The organism is Actinoplanes rectilineatus (assembly GCF_000962825.1).
Classification (GTDB): Bacteria; Actinomycetota; Actinomycetes; order Mycobacteriales; family Micromonosporaceae; genus Actinoplanes; species Actinoplanes rectilineatus.
In genome coordinates this window covers 1-14,244 of sequence record NZ_JZKF01000021.1, presented here as the reverse complement: position 1 = coordinate 14,244, position 14,244 = coordinate 1, and the positions used below count along the sequence as shown (strand labels likewise).

Sequence of the window (14,244 nt, the reverse complement as noted above, 5' to 3'; positions counted from 1 at the left end):
TTTCGCGACCGAGCCAGGAGCGTCGGGGCGTGGGTGGGAATCGCCAGGAATCTGGGCTGGCTCGCCGTGGTGGTGGCCGGTGCGGTCTACGCGTCGGTCAATTACGCCATCTCCGACGGTCCGATACCCACATTGGTCTCGTACGCGTCGACCGGCCTGCTCACCTTCGGCGGCGGTCTTCTGGCCGGAACGCTGGCCATGCGAGCCTGGATAGGAAAGCCCGCCGAGTATTCCTGGGAGAGTGCCGAGTACGTCTACGAGTTCGACCCGCACGACGTCCTCAAACAGCAGCAGACCGTGAAGGTGACGATCCGGGCCAACAAGAACAAGGTCGAGAGGTTCCGGAACCGTTATATCTGGAGTGGGACGGGAGAGAATCCGCCGCCCAGGGTGCTGGGCGGTCACACGCTGGTCCCGGAGATCTCCCGTCCGGGACTCAGCGCATGGGATCTTCCGTGGCGCTACTACTACATCGTTCTCGACCGCCCGCTGAACAAGGGCGCGACGGCGGATCTGGAGATCCTGCAGGATCTGCACGACGTCGACCGGACCTTCCGGCCCACGCTGGCGAAGACCGTCACGGATCCGCTCGGCACCCTGAAGCTGCGGGTGATCTTCCCGCCGGGCATCCGGCCGGCCGAGGTGCGGGCCGTCGAATGGTCCTGGTCGAAGAGCAGCGACGGCGCATGGGACATCTCGGCGGAGAAGGCGATCCGGGTCGACTCGGTGACCGGTGAGGCGGTCTACGCCATTGAGAAGCCACGGGTGGGCGCGCGATACGAACTCATCTGGAACGACGAGAAGTACCCGAGGTGACGCGACGGCAGGCACCCAAGGTGACGAAGTGGTCGCTCAGGGAAGCGGCCTCTCCCCCGAATTAATGTAAATGGTGGCGTCTCGCTGCATTTTCCTGCCGGTTCAACTAGGCTCGCCCAGTGAATTCCTCAGGGAGAAGTGCGCCCGGCGAGAGGTTGGAAATGGATAACTGAGCGAATGTTCTTCGGTGTGCTTCGTCCGGCCGAGAGGTGGTTCGATCATGCGATGCGAAGACGAATCCAGGAAGCGCCGCGATGCCGGATTCCGGGCCGTCCGCCCGGGCCGCCGGATGAAAAAGGCGGTGGATTCTCGGCCTGCACCGAGAGCCCACCGCCTTTTGCCTGCGCCAGTTCTGATGATCCATCTGCTAGTTCTCCACCACTTACTCCCTAGTAGCCGAGACGCTGGGGGATGCGTTACCGGAACCACGGGTCGACTCCGGCCCCGACAGTATCGCGCGGTGACAATTTTCACCAACCCTTATTCCCTCATCGGCTGAGCCGGTATCCGCCCCGGAAGTTGTTTGAACGTGGTAACATAGCGCTCGCTTGACCTGCCTCTTCGGTGATCATTGAGGTCGGTCGGCGGTGGGCCGGCAGTATCGTGTGCATTCATTTTTCTCCACGATATGCAGTGGTGGCAATGGTGTCGCCCGTCCCGTTCCTCCGGTCGGCCATTCCGGTTGCGAGCACCCTCCGTGCAGTGGTCGGTACTCTAGGGTGGCGGCATGGAGTTTCGGGGAGAGCTGGAACGGACCGGGGGCTCCACGACCGGGTTCCGGGTGGCCGATGATCTGGTGACCGGGCTGGGCGGCGGCGGCCGTCCCAAAGTGGTCGTGACAGTCAACGGGTTCGAGTTCCGGTCGTCGATCGCGAAGATGGGCGGGGAGTACTGGCTGGGCGTCAGCGCCGACCGTCGGAAAGCCGCCGGCATCGAGGGCGGCCAGATCTACGACGTGACCGTCGCGCTGGACGAGGCCCCGCGGACTGTCGAAGTGCCGGACGACCTGAAAGCGGCGCTTGACGCGGAACCTTCGGTGCGCGGCTTCTGGGACACCGTCTCGTTCAGCAACCAGCGCTGGCACGCCGACCAGTTGACGTCGGCGAAGACCGCCGGGACCCGAGCCCGCCGCCTGGCGAAATCCTTGGACCTCCTGCGCGCCGGCAAACCCCGCTGACAGACCGGTTCCTCAACGTTGTCGGGATCGTCAATGGCGTCAGGTTCTTCAGCGTGAGGTCAGGCACGGTGACCCGCACTCAGCGGCGCCCGACCGCGAAGTCCGGGACGTCACCGTAAGGGCACTCCCTCGTCTTGGGGCTCATCCAAGAAGCACCCAGCGCGCCTCCCTTACGACCCGCGCCGCCCGCCGCGTCATCCAGCACCGATCTTGGTGCGCTGACCACCGCCGACGGTGGTCAGCGCACCAAGATCGGCGTGTCCGGGGGGCTATCGGTGAATGGGGCGTCGGGGGAGGGAAACCAGTGGGGAAGCGCCCTCGGTAGGTGGCTGTCGCGCCACGATCGGTACAGCGCGGGGCGAAGGGGTGGCTGGGCGGGCGGGTGCGGGAGTTGTAGTGAGCGGGTGAGGGCGGGAGTGCTTTGAGGCGTACACCAGGGAAGGCGGGAGAAAGGCGCCCGCGCCTCACGACGTGGGTTTGTAGGCGACCTCGGGATCCAGCAGCGGTGCCCAGTCGGGGCGCCACGACAGGTGGCGGGCGTCCATCTCGTCCTGCAGGTTGGTGCGCCACGGGCCGGACACCCCGTCGTCGTGCCACCACGGGGGCCAGGAGTCGTAGCGGCGTTCCACCTGGACGCCGGTGGGGCCGGTTTCGACGCGGAGGAAGAGCCAGCGGCCGTAGCGCGGGTCGGATTCGGCGCGGCGCAGGTTCCGGACCAGTTCGGTCATGCGGCGGAACGCGGTGAACCGTTCTTCGCCGGGGTGGTCGGCGGGTGGGGCGTCGCCGGGTTGCGTGCTGAAACTGGTGGCGTCGGCGTAGGCGAGCAGGGTGCACCGGCCGTCCTTGCCGGGGGAGCGCTCTCGGAGCCAGGCGAGCAGGGCGTCCAGTTCGGCGGTGGTGGGTGGGGACGGACGGCGGAGTTCGGTGGCGTCGTGCATGGCGGACCAGACGAGACGGTCGTGTTCGCCGTTGCTGAGCCGGCGGACGCGGCGCATCGGGGGCCGGCTGCCGGGTGCGATGCGGGGTGCCCGGCTGCCGGGGGTGAGGCCGCCGGAGGCCGCCACCTGCAAGGCGCCCGAGATGTTCAGTTTCAAGGAGTACGCGTCATCGGACGACGTGAGCGTCAGATGGTCGAGCAGATCCTGCAGGTGTACGGCGGCGATCTCGGTCCGGACCGCGGCGTGCAGCAGACGCTCGCCCGCCGCCCGCACCTCCTCGCGCCGGTCCGCTTCGAGCAGGTCACGGCGGTCGGTCACCACCCCGGCCAGGGCGGCTGCCGTCGCGTCCCCGGTGAGCAGCGTGCCGAGCAGCGCCGTCATCCCGTCCTGCAGGCCGTCGCGGTAGCGGACCCGGGACCACCGGCCGCTCTCGTGCCAGATCATGAAGCCCAGGTGGAGCGGGGTCAGCTCGTCCCAGGGCAGCCAGTCCGGCGCGCCGGTGAGCAGGTCGAGCGGCGGATCGGTCCGGGCGGTGGCGCTGTGCTCACGATGATGGCCGTAGAGCACGGCCCGCCGCCCGTCGAGCAGGGCGAACCGGGCCCAGCCTCCGGACGGGTCGTCGAGGCGGGCGCCGCGGTCGTCGATCGACCACACGCCGGTGTGGCCGATCGCGGTCAGCGTGGCGCTCAGCGTCGCCCAGCGGGTCCAGAGCAGTCCGGGCGCGGGCAGGTCCACGTCGGTCAGCATCCGTCCACTGTGCCAAAGAACGCGAGGAACTTGTCACCCCCCTGGTGTGTCTCCCGCAACCCTTCGGGGGACCCGTTCGGGTGATCCTGACGCGGGGAAAGGGCCGTGACCTGCGGAGGGGTGTCGCGTCGCACATCGGCAGTCCGGGTGGTGTGCATCGGCCTCCTACGATGCGGGCGTCTCGAGAAAAGGGGGAACTGCATGCCACTCCCACGCCCGCGCTTATTGATCGCCGGGGTTGCCGGTGTCGCCCTCGCGGTGAGCGCGTCCGTCCCGGCATCCGCGTTCGGGCCGGCCGCTGCTGAGGCGAAGGCCACCGCCGCGGCGAAACCCGCCACCACGAGCAAGGCCGAGAAGAAGCGCCTGGACACGCTGCCCACGCCGAAGCTGGGCTGGTACAAGTGCTACGAGATCGCCGAGTGCGCCACCGTGAAGGTGCCGCTCGACTACGACAAACCCAAGGGCGCCAAGACCGAGATCGCGGTGCTGCGGGTCAAGGCGAAGAACCAGAAGACGAAGATCGGCAGTCTGTTCCTCAACCCGGGCGGCCCGGGTGGTTCGGCCACCGACTTCGCCCTGTACGCGCCGTACTTCCTGAGCGACTCGGTGCTGGAGCGTTTCGACATCGTCGGTGTCGACCCCCGTGGCATCGGGGCGAGCGCCAACATCAAGTGCTTCAGGTCGGTCAAGGACCAGACCGCGGTCCTCAGCGGCATGAACGTGGCCTTCCCGCTCGGCAAGACCGAGGAGGCGAAGTACGTCAAGTCGGCGAAGGCGTTCGGTAAGGCGTGCTCGACCACCGGCAAGACCCTCGCCGGTGCCATGTCGACGGCCGAGGTGGCCCGGGACATGGAGCTGATGCGCCGAGCGGTCGGCGACAAGAAGCTGTCCTACCTGGGCTTCAGCTACGGCACCGCGCTGGGGCAGTACTACGCGAACATGTTCCCGGACCGGTTCCGCGCGATCGCGGTGGACGGCAACATCGACCCGCGGCAGTGGACCGGGGCCGGCGGCACCGGCAGCAAGATCCTGGACGCCCGGATGCGGTCCGCGGACGGGGCGTGGGCGGCGCTGAAGGAGATCTTCAAGCGGTGTGACGCGGCCGGCGAGGAGTACTGCGCGTTCGCCGCGGGCGACCCGGCGAAGAACTTCGAGGCGATCGCGAAGAGCCTGCGGGCCAAGCCCCTGGTGATCACCGACGAGACGGGCACCGCGAAGATCACCTATGCCGACTTCATCGGCGCCTCACTGAGCTACCTCTATTCGCCGTACGCGGGTGAGAACGTCATGCAACTCGCGGCGGACCTGAAGGCGCTCATCGACGGCGGTGCGACCGCGGCCGTGGCGAAGAAGTCGGTGCTGCAGCGGGTTCAGACCGCCAAGTCGATCGGGTACGACTTCCCGTACGACAACAGTTTCGAGGCGCAGGCCTCGGTGATCTGCACGGACGGCACGCACCCGAAGAACGCGTCGAGCTGGCCGGCCGCCACGGCGACCCGTGACCTGACCGCCAAGTACTTCGGCCGCCCGTGGGGCTGGTTGAGTGCCCAGTGCGCGAGCTCCACGTGGACAGTCCGGGACGAGGACGCGTACAAGGGGCCGTTCAACAAGCAGACCGCCGCACCGGTGCTGCTCATCGGCAACTACTGGGACCCGGCGACGAACTACGCCGCGTCCGTGTCGTCGAGCAGGCTGGTGCCGAACTCGCGGCTGTTGTCCAGCGACAACTGGGGGCACACCGCGTACGGGACGGGCGTCTGCGCGACGAGCGCGATCGACCAGTACCTGCTGGGCGGGAAGCTGCCGGCGAAGGGCACCGTCTGCAAGGCGGAGCACCAGCCGTTCACCGAGAAGCTGACGGTTCCGGAGGACCCGTCGGTGCTGTCGTCGTCCGCGGTGGGTGGCAAGAAGCTGCCGCCGGTCGTGGCGCCGAAGCCGGTCTCGGTTCTCACCGGTGGCCGTTAGGAACCGGTGACACACAGGGTTGCCGGGCCGGTGTTCGTGGGCGGTCCGGCAACCCGCGGCGTCACACAGTGCCTGCTCGGTAAGGGATGGCTGGGCCACGCCGCAACCCAGCCATCCCTTACCGAGCAGGCACTGAACGAGTCACGGACGCGGGACCTGCTGGGCGGCGGCGAGCCAGTCCAGGGCGTACTCCAGATCGGCCGCCGCGGAACGACGGCGATAGACGTCGTCGTTGCGGGCGCTCCCCGCACAGGCGTCGAGCCGTTCCCGCAGCACCGGATGGAACGTCGCCTCGTCGACCAGAGCCGCACCGGGGTACGCCTGCCGAGCCCGCCGCCGGCGCACCAGGTGCAGGATCGCCAGGCAGGCGGCCCCGGCCCACAGCCCGGCCACCGCCACCACGCCCGTCACGAGGGGACGCAGTGGCACGCCGGTCACCCCGGCCAGGGCCGCGACCAGGAAGAACCCGCCCGCCCCGGCCGCGACCGCCCACGGGTCGACGGGAATCGGGGTGGCCCGGTAACGCCGGGCGGCGGTGGACGTCTCGGCCCGGGCCTGCCCGAGCCGTGCGAACGTGACCCGGTCCGGCCGGTCCGCCGTCCAGTCCCGGACCTGCGCGTCGACCACCGCGGCGTCGAGCTCACGGATGATTCCGCGCAGTCGTCTCCGCACGGACACCCCGTCGTCCGGAGTCCGTGCCGGATCGGCAGATCGTCTTGTCACGGCCACCCGTTCGCGAGGTCGTCGAGATGGCGTTCCAGGCAGTCGATCGCCTGGCAGAGCAGCAGGTCGGCGTGGGCCAGCCGGCGGATCACCGGGTCCGCGCGGGCGGCGTGCCGCAACTCCGCGACACTCCAGTGCCCGGAGCCCGCCTGCCGTAGTGTCGCCGACACCAGCCGTCCCCGGGCCCGGATCAGGCTCTCCGGCACGTCGTGGAGCAGGACGGCCGGTGACTTGTCCGGCAGCCCGCCCAGCCGCCGCCGGCCCAGCGCGCGGACGGCCCGGCGCCACACCCAGGGCGTCGCCGCCGCGAGCACGAGCAGCGCCACGCCCGCGGCCAGCAGCGTCCCGGCGATCCCCAGACCCGCCAGCCCGGCCAGGGCGACGGCCGTGGCCACCGTCGCGAAGCAGGCCACCGTCGCGACCGGCAGCCGGATCCACGCCTGCGGCACGCCGGCCGCCTCCACCAGGACCTCGTCGAGCAGGGTCAGCCGCGCGCACGCCGACCGGATCCAGAACCGCCCAGGGTCGCTGGTCGCACCGGTGACCTCGGCGAGTCCGTCCGCGACCAGGGCACGGACCGCACTCAGCTCGGCATGCAGCGCCCGGACCGCCATGGGACGAGCCTGCCATCGATCAGCCCCGGCGGAACTGTCGGTTTTCCGCACCCCCGGTGGGGTCAGGCGACCGATCGTTGTCTGATCGCCGCGACGGCCTCCTCCGGCGTGGCAAGCACCGGCACGTCCGGGAGCCGGGGGCGGTCCACCACGATCACCGGCAGACCCAGGTCGCGGGCCGCGACCAGTTTGGCGTCCGAGCCGCCGCTGTCCTTGGTGATCAGCACGTCGATGCGGTGGCCGCGCATCAGCTCCCGTTCGCCGGCCGCGGTGAACGGTCCCCGGTCCAGCAGCACCGTCATCCGACGCGGCGCCGGCGGGTCCGGCGGCTCCACCGAACGGGCCAGGAACCAGCAGTCGTCCACCGCGGCGAAGGCGGCCAGGCCCTGTCGGCCGGTGGTCAGGAAGACGCGCCGGCCGAGCCGGGGGAGCGCGGCGGCGGCTGCGGTGAGCGACGCGACGCGGTGCCACTCGTCGCCCGGCGCGGCGCTCCAGCCCTCCCTGCGCACGATCATGAGGGGTACGCCGGAAGCACCCGTCGCCGCCACCGCGTTCGCCGTGATCCGTTCCGCGAACGGATGGGTCACGTCCACGACCAGGGCGATCCGCTCGTCGTGCAGGTAGCCGGCCAGCCCGTCCGCCCCGCCGAACCCGCCGATCCGCACCGCGCCCGCGGGTAGCAGCGGATCCCGGGTCCGGCCGGCCAGCGAGCTGATCACCGTGTGCCCGTCCGCGACCAGCAGACCGGCCAGCCGCCGTGCCTCGGTGGTCCCGCCGAGCAGCAGGATCCTCACGGCCGGCAGCGGTCGGTGGAGTACAGGTGGCTGTCCGGGAACTGTCCCGCGGTCAGTGCCGCGCCGACCACGATCACCGCGGTCCGCTTGATCCCGGCCTCTTTCACCCGGGCGGCGATGTCGGCCAGGGTGCCGCGCACGATCAGCTCGTCCGGACGGCTGGCCCGGGCCACCACCGCGACCGGGCAGTCCGTGCCGTAGTTGCCGACCAGGTCGGCGACCACCGCGTCGATCCGCTGCACGGCCAGGTGCAGCACCATGGTGGCCCGGCTCGCCCCGAGGGTGGCCAGGTCCTCGCCGGGCGGCATCGCGGTGGCGCGCTCCGCGGTCCGGGTCAGGATCACCGTCTGCGCCACCTCGGGCACGGTGAACTCACGGTTCAGCGCGGCGGCCGCGGCGGCGAACGCCGGAACCCCGGGGGTCACGTCGTACGGCACGCCGGCCGTGTCGAGCCGGCGCATCTGCTCGGCGACCGCGCTGAACACCGACGGGTCACCGGAGTGCAGACGGGCGACGTCGTGGCCGGCCCGGTGTGCGGCGACCATCTCGGCGACGATCTCGTCCAGGTTCAGGTTCGCGGTGTCGACCTTGCGGGCGCCGGGCGGGCAGGCGTCGAGGAGCTCGGCCGGGACCAGGCTGCCGGCGTACAGGCAGACCGGCGCGGCGGCGATCAGCCGGTGGCCGCGCAGGGTGATGAGATCGGCGGCGCCGGGACCGGCGCCGATGAAGTGAACGGTCATCGTGGCACCACCGACCAGATCGTGACGGGCATGAACGAACGCCAGCCGGTGAAGCCGCCGACCGGCGAGCCGCGCTGCACGGTGAGCCGGGTCAGCTCACCGCCGAGCCGGGCGTAACCGGCGGCGACCGCGGCCTCGGACTCGACCGTCACCGCGTTGACCACCAGCCGGCCGCCCGGGCGCAGCGCCGCCAGGCAGCTGTCCAGGACGCCGTCGCGGGTCAGTCCGCCGCCGATGAAGATCGTGTCGGGGGCGGGCAGGCCGTCCAGCGCGTCCGGGGCGCGGCCGTGCACCACGCGCAGGCCGGGCACCCCGAGCGCGGTGGCGTTCGCGGTGATCGTGGCGGCCCGGTCGGCCGACGACTCCACGGCGACCGCGCGGCAGGACGGGTGCGCCCGCATCCACTCGATGCCGATGCTTCCCGAACCGGCGCCGACGTCCCAGAGCAGCGCACCGGGGGAGGGGGTGAGGGCGGCCAGCGTGACCGCCCGGACCTCCCGCTTGGTGAGTTGGCCGTCTCCGGCGTACGCGTCATCGGGAAGACCGGCCACCCACGAGGCCGGCGGCCCGTCGCCGCACTCCACCGCGATCACGTTGAGCGGATCGCCGGGTGGGAGCACCCACGTGCCGGCCGTGCCGGTGACGACCCGTTCGGCCGGACCGCCCAGCTGTTCCAGAACGGTCATCGCCGACGAGCCGAAACCCCGGTCGGCGAGCAGCCCGGCGACCGCCTCCGGGGTGTGCGCGCCGGCCGAGAGCACCAGGATCCGGCGGCCCGGACTGAGGATCCGGCCGAGGGCGGCGACCGGTGCGGTGACCAAGCTCACCACGTCGGCGGTGGCAAGATCCCAGCCCAGACGGGCTGCCGCCAGCGACACCGACGAGGGGTGCGGCAGTACGCGCAGACGGTCCGGGCCGATCAGCCGGGAGAGAGTGGCGCCGATCCCGTGGAACATCGGGTCACCGCTGGCGAGCACGCAGATCCGCTGCCCGCGTTCCGCCTCCAGGAGTCCGGGCAGTGCCGGGACCAGCGGAGACGGCCAGGCGACGCGGCGCGCGCTCACCTGCTGCGGCACGAGATCCAATTGACGGGGGCCACCGAACAGCACCTCGGCGCCGGTGAGGGCGCTTCGAGCCGTACCCGAGAGATCCGGCCACCCGCCGGCACCGATGCCGATCACCGTGACCACATCTTCCACACGCACCCGGTGAACCTATCCCCCTCCCACACTCGGAGATTTTCCGGTCGGCATTGAGCCAACCCGGCGTGAGGCGCGTACCCATCCCTGACGGCCCACCGCTGACCGGGTGCTGTCACGTCGGCCGCAGGGGTGGCAGACGCCGTGAGACGACTGCCGAGCGGGTGAGGACGATGGCGATACCGACGTACCAGGATCGGCGCGGGCTGCCCGACGACGACGACGGTTACTTCTCCGACCTGCGGGCGCCCGCCGCCGACTTCCGGCCGGAGAACAACCGCCCGCCCGCCTCCTGGGACGACTACCGGGACCGGGACGACTACCGGGACCGGGACTACGGGCAGCAGCAGTACGCCCCCGCGCCGCAGTACGGGAACCAGCCGGAGTACGTCGGCGACCCCTACCGGCGCGGCGACATCGTCCTCGAGTCGGAGACCTCGGCGACCGGCTGGAAGGTCGGCACCGGCGTCCCGATCCCGGAGGAGCAACGGCCGCCGGGCGAGGCCAGCAGCGGCAACCGGCTCTTCACCGTGTTGCTGTTCCTCTCCGGTCTCGGGACCAGCATCGCGCTCTGGCTGTTCAACACCCAGGCCGGCGCGGTCAAGGACACGTACACGACGATGCTCGCGGCCGGCCGGATCACCGGTCTGGTCGCCGGCTACGTGCTCTTCATCCAGGTGCTGATGATGAGCCGGGTCTCCTGGCTCGAGGAGTGGGTCGGCTCCCGCGACCTGCTGCGCTGGCATCGCTGGCTGGGCACCTCACTGGTGCTCGCGCTCGTCGGTCACATCGTCTTCATCGTGTACGCGTACTCGATCCCGGCCGGCACCGGCGTGGTCGAGCAGGGCTGGACCGTGATCACCACGTTCCCGGACATGATGAGCGCGACCGTCGCGACCGGCCTGATCGGGCTGATCGCCCTGATCTCGATCCGTTTCGTGCGCAACATCCTGCCGTACGAGCTGTGGCACCTGATCCACCTGACCAGCTACGGCGCGCTGCTCCTCGGGTACGCCCACCAGATCACCCTGGGCGCCGACATGAGCGGCCGGTTCGCCTCGGTGTTCTGGCCCGCGCTCGGCTGCCTCACCATCTCCGCATTCGTCTGGGGCCGGGTCGTCGAGCCGTTCTGGCTCAACACGCGGCACCGGTTCAGCGTCGCCGAGGTGGTCGGTGAGGGCGCCAACACGTTCTCCATCTACATCGAGGGCAAGCGCCTCGAGAAGCTGCCCGCCCAGGCCGGCCAGTTCATGCGCTGGCGGTTCCTGACCGCCAACGGCTGGTGGCAGTCGCACCCGTTCTCGCTGTCCGCGGCGCCGAACGCCAAGTGGCTGCGGCTCACCGTCACGGTGGCCGGCGGGCACACCCGCAAGCTCGCCTCGATGCGGCCCGGCACCCCGGTCTGGGCCGAGGGACCGTTCGGCACGTTCACCGCCGACCGGCGTACCCGGCGGCGGGCCCTGCTCATCGCCGGCGGCAGCGGCATCGCCCCGATCCGGGCGCTGCTCGAGGACATGCCGGCCGACACGATCGTCATCTACCGCGCCCGCCGCCCCGAGGAACTGGTCTTCCGCACCGAACTGGAGGACCTGGCCGAGGAGCGGGACGCCTGGGTGCGGTACATCGTCGGCGGCCGCAACGATCCCGGCCCGCGCCGGCTGTTCACCCCGGAAGGCCTGCGCGGCCTGGTGCCGGACGTGAACCGCCGCGACGTGTATCTCTGCGGCCCGCCCGGACTGGTCAACGCCGCGGTCGACACGATCAAGCAGCTCAAGGTGCCGGACAGCCAGATCCACCTCGACCCGTTCGAGTTCTGAGCCCGTTTTCTCGTTCCCTAGGACTTGGGAGTTCTCGCGATGCGACGTAGTACCGCAGCAGCCGTCGGCACCCTCACCGGCGCGGCCCTGATCCTCGGGGTCCGCCTGAGCGTGACCCCGCCGGACGCGCCGGTGGCGACAGCGCCGGTCGCGCAGGAGCAGGAAGAGGTCGCCGAGGAGCCGGAGGCCGGCGGCACCGCCGAACCCACCGAGGGCGCCTCGAAGGGAGCCTCGAAGGGCGCCGACAAGGACGACGACAAGAAGGACGACGAGAAGGCCGAGGAAGAGGAGACCGGGCTCAAGGCCGGCACCTACAAGGGCAAGGCCGTACAGAACCAGTACGGCACGGTCCAGGTGACGATCAAGGTCAGCGGCGGCAAGATCACGGCGGCGAACGCGACAGCGCCCACCGACGGCTTCAGCGGCACGATCAACCCGAACGCGGTCAAGACCCTCGCCGCGGCGACCCTGAAATCGCAGAGCGCCGAGGTCGACGCGGTCTCCGGCGCCACCTTCACCAGCCAGTCGTACGTCGCATCCCTGCAGGCCGCACTGGACAAGGCCGGGGCGTAGGGTCTCGGTTCGTGCGCCACGTCGAACAGGTGATGGGAACGGTCGTCAGCATCGAACTCGCCGACGACCTGCCGGCCCCGCGACAGCAGGAGCTCATCGACGCCACCTGCACCTGGCTCCACGAGGTCGACGCGCGGTTCAGCACGTACAAGGACGACAGCGAGGTGTGCCGGTTCCGCGACGGCACCCTGCGACTCGAGGACGCCTCGGCGGACCTGCGGCTCGTCCTGGACCGGTGCGCAGACCTGTGGCGAGACACGGACGGCTACTTCGACGCGTACGCGGGCGGCCGGCTCGACCCGTCCGGCTACGTCAAAGGCTGGTCCGTCGAAGTGGCCTCGCAACGTCTCACCGCCGCCGGATCCACCCGGCACTACATCGGTGCCGGCGGCGACATCCGGATGCGCGGCACGGGCCCCACCGGCGGCCCCTGGCGGGTCGGCGTCCGCCACCCGTGGGAGGCCGACAAACTGAGCTGGGTCCTCGGCGTGACCGACGGGGCGGTGGCGACGTCGGGCACCTACGAGCGTGGCGCCCACGTGTTCGACCCGCGTACCGGCAAGGCCGCGAGCGGCCTGCGGTCGGTCACCGTCGTCGGACCGGATCTGGCACTCGCCGACGCGTACGCGACCGCGGCGCTCGCAATGGGCGAAGCCGGCCTGACCTGGCTCGCCAAGAAGACCGACGAGGGGTACGAATCGGCGGCCGTGACCGACGACGGCCGGGCGTTCACCTCCGCCGGTCTCCCGATCCTCTCCTAGCACTAGAAGTTCGCACACACCCACGGCAACTGCCGGGGGAACAACGTGCGCAACGCGTCGAAGGCGTCCACCGGGACGGAGCCCAGCCCGCGGGTCACCACGTCCACCGGGTCCAGGACGCCGTAGACGAGACCACTGAGGCCGGCGGCGGTGAGCGTGGCCGACGGCTCCGCGGTGCCCTTGGCGACCGTGAGAGCCCCGCCCGCGCCGCTCAACGACCAGACGCCGCCGATCAGCTCGTCGTCCACCACCTCGACCGTCACGTCCGCCTCGCCGGCGGGCAACCCGGCCAGCGCGGGCAGACTCGACACCCGGGCCATCGGCGCCCGGTGCAGCGGACTGGACACCCGGGACTCGATCGTCGCCGTCAGGTCGGTGGCCCACAACTCCGGCGCCTCCGCCGGATCGACCCGCAGCGTGATCCGCTCGACCTGGTCGACGTGCCGGGCCAGGAATCCGAGCAGCAGCGCCCGGCCCAGCGGACCGGTGGTCAACAGGTCCTCACCGGTGAGTTCCCCGCCGAAACCGTCGATCCGGTACCGCAGCACGCCGACGACCTCCCCGCCGGAACGGGCCACCGCCACCCACACCGGGTCCCCGCGCCACTCCTCGAAACGGGTCTCGTCGTAGACGGCGAAACCGTGCCGCCGGGAGGCCACGAGGGCGGTCGTCTGCGCGTACACATCAAAGGCCTCGCGGTTGGGCAGGAGCTGGACCGACGCCCCCGGCACCTCGACACGGCCCAGGCCCGCCGGGTCGAGCGAGACCAGCCGGCGCTGCGGCAACCCGACGAACCCGAACCGGGCGTAGAAACTCGGCCGGAACGGGTAGAGGCAGCTCACCGTCCTGCCCTCGTCGTTCCCCTGACGCAGCAGCCGGTTCACCAGATCCCGCGCGAACCCCCGCCGGCGCGCCTCCGGATGCACCGCCACCGACGCGATCGCCTGCATGTCGTGCAGCACGCCCCGCACGTTCTGCCGCATCGGCATGCCCGCCGCGCAGGCCAGCGCCCGCCCGTCCTCCTCGGCCACCAGACTCGTCGTCGTCGTGAAGTACCTGACCCTCGCCTGCTGGGCGACGACGTCGGCAGGACTGCCCGGCGAACCCTCGAAGGCGTATCCCTGCAGCGGAAACATGGTCGACGGGCGCTCGTCGGCGCTGATCTGCCGGATCTCCATCCGCCCATCCTGCCCGTCGCCGACACGCCAGGGGACCCCGGTTTGATGTGGGTGGACGGGACAGGCTAATGTTTTGTCCGTCGCCGGGGAATACGCCGGATGGCATGCGGACGTGGCGCAGTGGTAGCGCATCACCTTGCCAAGGTGAGGGTCGCGGGTTCGAATCCCGTCGTCCGCTCGGAGAGGCTGCTGCTTGCGATTT

13 protein-coding genes and 1 tRNA gene are annotated in these 14,244 nt (G+C 70.7%); 7 read left to right on the top strand and 7 right to left on the bottom strand.

The window, feature by feature from the left end; translation table 11 throughout:
• The first annotated feature begins 33 nt into the window (after window positions 1–33).
• Both WH85_RS17780 and WH85_RS17775 read left to right on the top strand, forming a co-directional pair.
• Complete coding sequence (locus tag WH85_RS17780) at window positions 34–816, top strand: hypothetical protein (RefSeq protein WP_157411068.1); 783 nt, start codon at window positions 34–36, stop codon at window positions 814–816.
• A gap of 727 nt (window positions 817–1,543) precedes the next feature.
• Window positions 1,544–1,993, top strand: a complete 450-nt coding sequence (locus tag WH85_RS17775; RefSeq protein ID WP_045743012.1) for a YdeI/OmpD-associated family protein — start codon at window positions 1,544–1,546, stop codon at window positions 1,991–1,993.
• 464 nt (window positions 1,994–2,457) lie between these two features.
• Here WH85_RS17775 and WH85_RS17770 read toward each other — a convergent pair whose 3' ends face one another.
• On the bottom strand, window positions 2,458–3,678 hold the full coding sequence (locus tag WH85_RS17770) for a hypothetical protein (RefSeq protein WP_045743011.1): 1,221 nt from the start codon (window positions 3,676–3,678) through the stop codon (window positions 2,458–2,460).
• Between the two features lie 201 nt (window positions 3,679–3,879).
• Here WH85_RS17770 and WH85_RS17765 point away from each other — a divergent pair, with 201 nt between their 5' ends.
• The gene (locus tag WH85_RS17765; RefSeq protein ID WP_045743010.1) at window positions 3,880–5,643 is read left to right on the top strand and encodes an alpha/beta hydrolase; all 1,764 of its coding nucleotides are present in this window, start codon (window positions 3,880–3,882) and stop codon (window positions 5,641–5,643) included.
• A gap of 141 nt (window positions 5,644–5,784) precedes the next feature.
• Here WH85_RS17765 and WH85_RS17760 read toward each other — a convergent pair whose 3' ends face one another.
• The 5 genes from WH85_RS17760 to WH85_RS17740 form a co-directional block, all read right to left on the bottom strand.
• Entirely contained in the window at window positions 5,785–6,315 is a 531-nt protein-coding gene (locus tag WH85_RS17760) for a hypothetical protein (RefSeq protein WP_157411067.1), read from the bottom strand.
• A 47-nt stretch (window positions 6,316–6,362) separates the two neighbouring features.
• A complete protein-coding gene (locus WH85_RS17755) occupies window positions 6,363–6,980 on the bottom strand; it encodes a hypothetical protein (protein ID WP_045743008.1) in 618 nt (205 codons plus the stop codon).
• 62 nt (window positions 6,981–7,042) lie between these two features.
• On the bottom strand, window positions 7,043–7,774 hold the full coding sequence (locus WH85_RS17750) for a cobalt-precorrin-6A reductase (protein ID WP_045743007.1): 732 nt from the start codon (window positions 7,772–7,774) through the stop codon (window positions 7,043–7,045).
• Complete coding sequence (gene cobM, locus WH85_RS17745; protein WP_045743006.1) at window positions 7,771–8,514, bottom strand: precorrin-4 C(11)-methyltransferase; 744 nt, start codon at window positions 8,512–8,514, stop codon at window positions 7,771–7,773. The genes WH85_RS17750 and cobM overlap by 4 nt, the downstream gene beginning before the upstream one ends.
• Complete coding sequence (locus WH85_RS17740; RefSeq protein ID WP_045743005.1) at window positions 8,511–9,719, bottom strand: bifunctional cobalt-precorrin-7 (C(5))-methyltransferase/cobalt-precorrin-6B (C(15))-methyltransferase; 1,209 nt, start codon at window positions 9,717–9,719, stop codon at window positions 8,511–8,513. Before WH85_RS17740 ends, cobM begins: the two co-directional genes overlap by 4 nt.
• Window positions 9,720–9,886: 167 nt before the next feature.
• Between WH85_RS17740 and WH85_RS17735 the strand changes: the two genes are divergently transcribed.
• Genes WH85_RS17735 through WH85_RS17725 form a run of 3 tightly spaced genes read left to right on the top strand, consistent with a single transcriptional unit; the run spans window position 9,887 to window position 12,864 of the window.
• A complete protein-coding gene (locus WH85_RS17735; protein ID WP_052720518.1) occupies window positions 9,887–11,530 on the top strand; it encodes a ferredoxin reductase family protein in 1,644 nt (547 codons plus the stop codon).
• Between the two features lie 39 nt (window positions 11,531–11,569).
• On the top strand, window positions 11,570–12,103 hold the full coding sequence (locus WH85_RS17730; protein WP_045743004.1) for an FMN-binding protein: 534 nt from the start codon (window positions 11,570–11,572) through the stop codon (window positions 12,101–12,103).
• 32 nt (window positions 12,104–12,135) lie between these two features.
• Window positions 12,136–12,864 carry an FAD:protein FMN transferase gene (locus WH85_RS17725; RefSeq protein WP_045743103.1) on the top strand — a complete coding sequence of 243 codons (729 nt, stop codon included), beginning with the start codon at window positions 12,136–12,138 and terminating at the stop codon, window positions 12,862–12,864.
• Between the two features lie 2 nt (window positions 12,865–12,866).
• On the opposite strand, the gene WH85_RS17720 is transcribed toward WH85_RS17725, so the two are convergent.
• Entirely contained in the window at window positions 12,867–14,042 is a 1,176-nt protein-coding gene (locus tag WH85_RS17720; RefSeq protein WP_045743003.1) for a GNAT family N-acetyltransferase, read from the bottom strand.
• Between the two features lie 106 nt (window positions 14,043–14,148).
• Between WH85_RS17720 and WH85_RS17715 the strand changes: the two genes are divergently transcribed.
• Window positions 14,149–14,220 (top strand) — tRNA-Gly (locus WH85_RS17715).
• The last annotated feature ends 24 nt before the right edge of the window (window positions 14,221–14,244 follow it).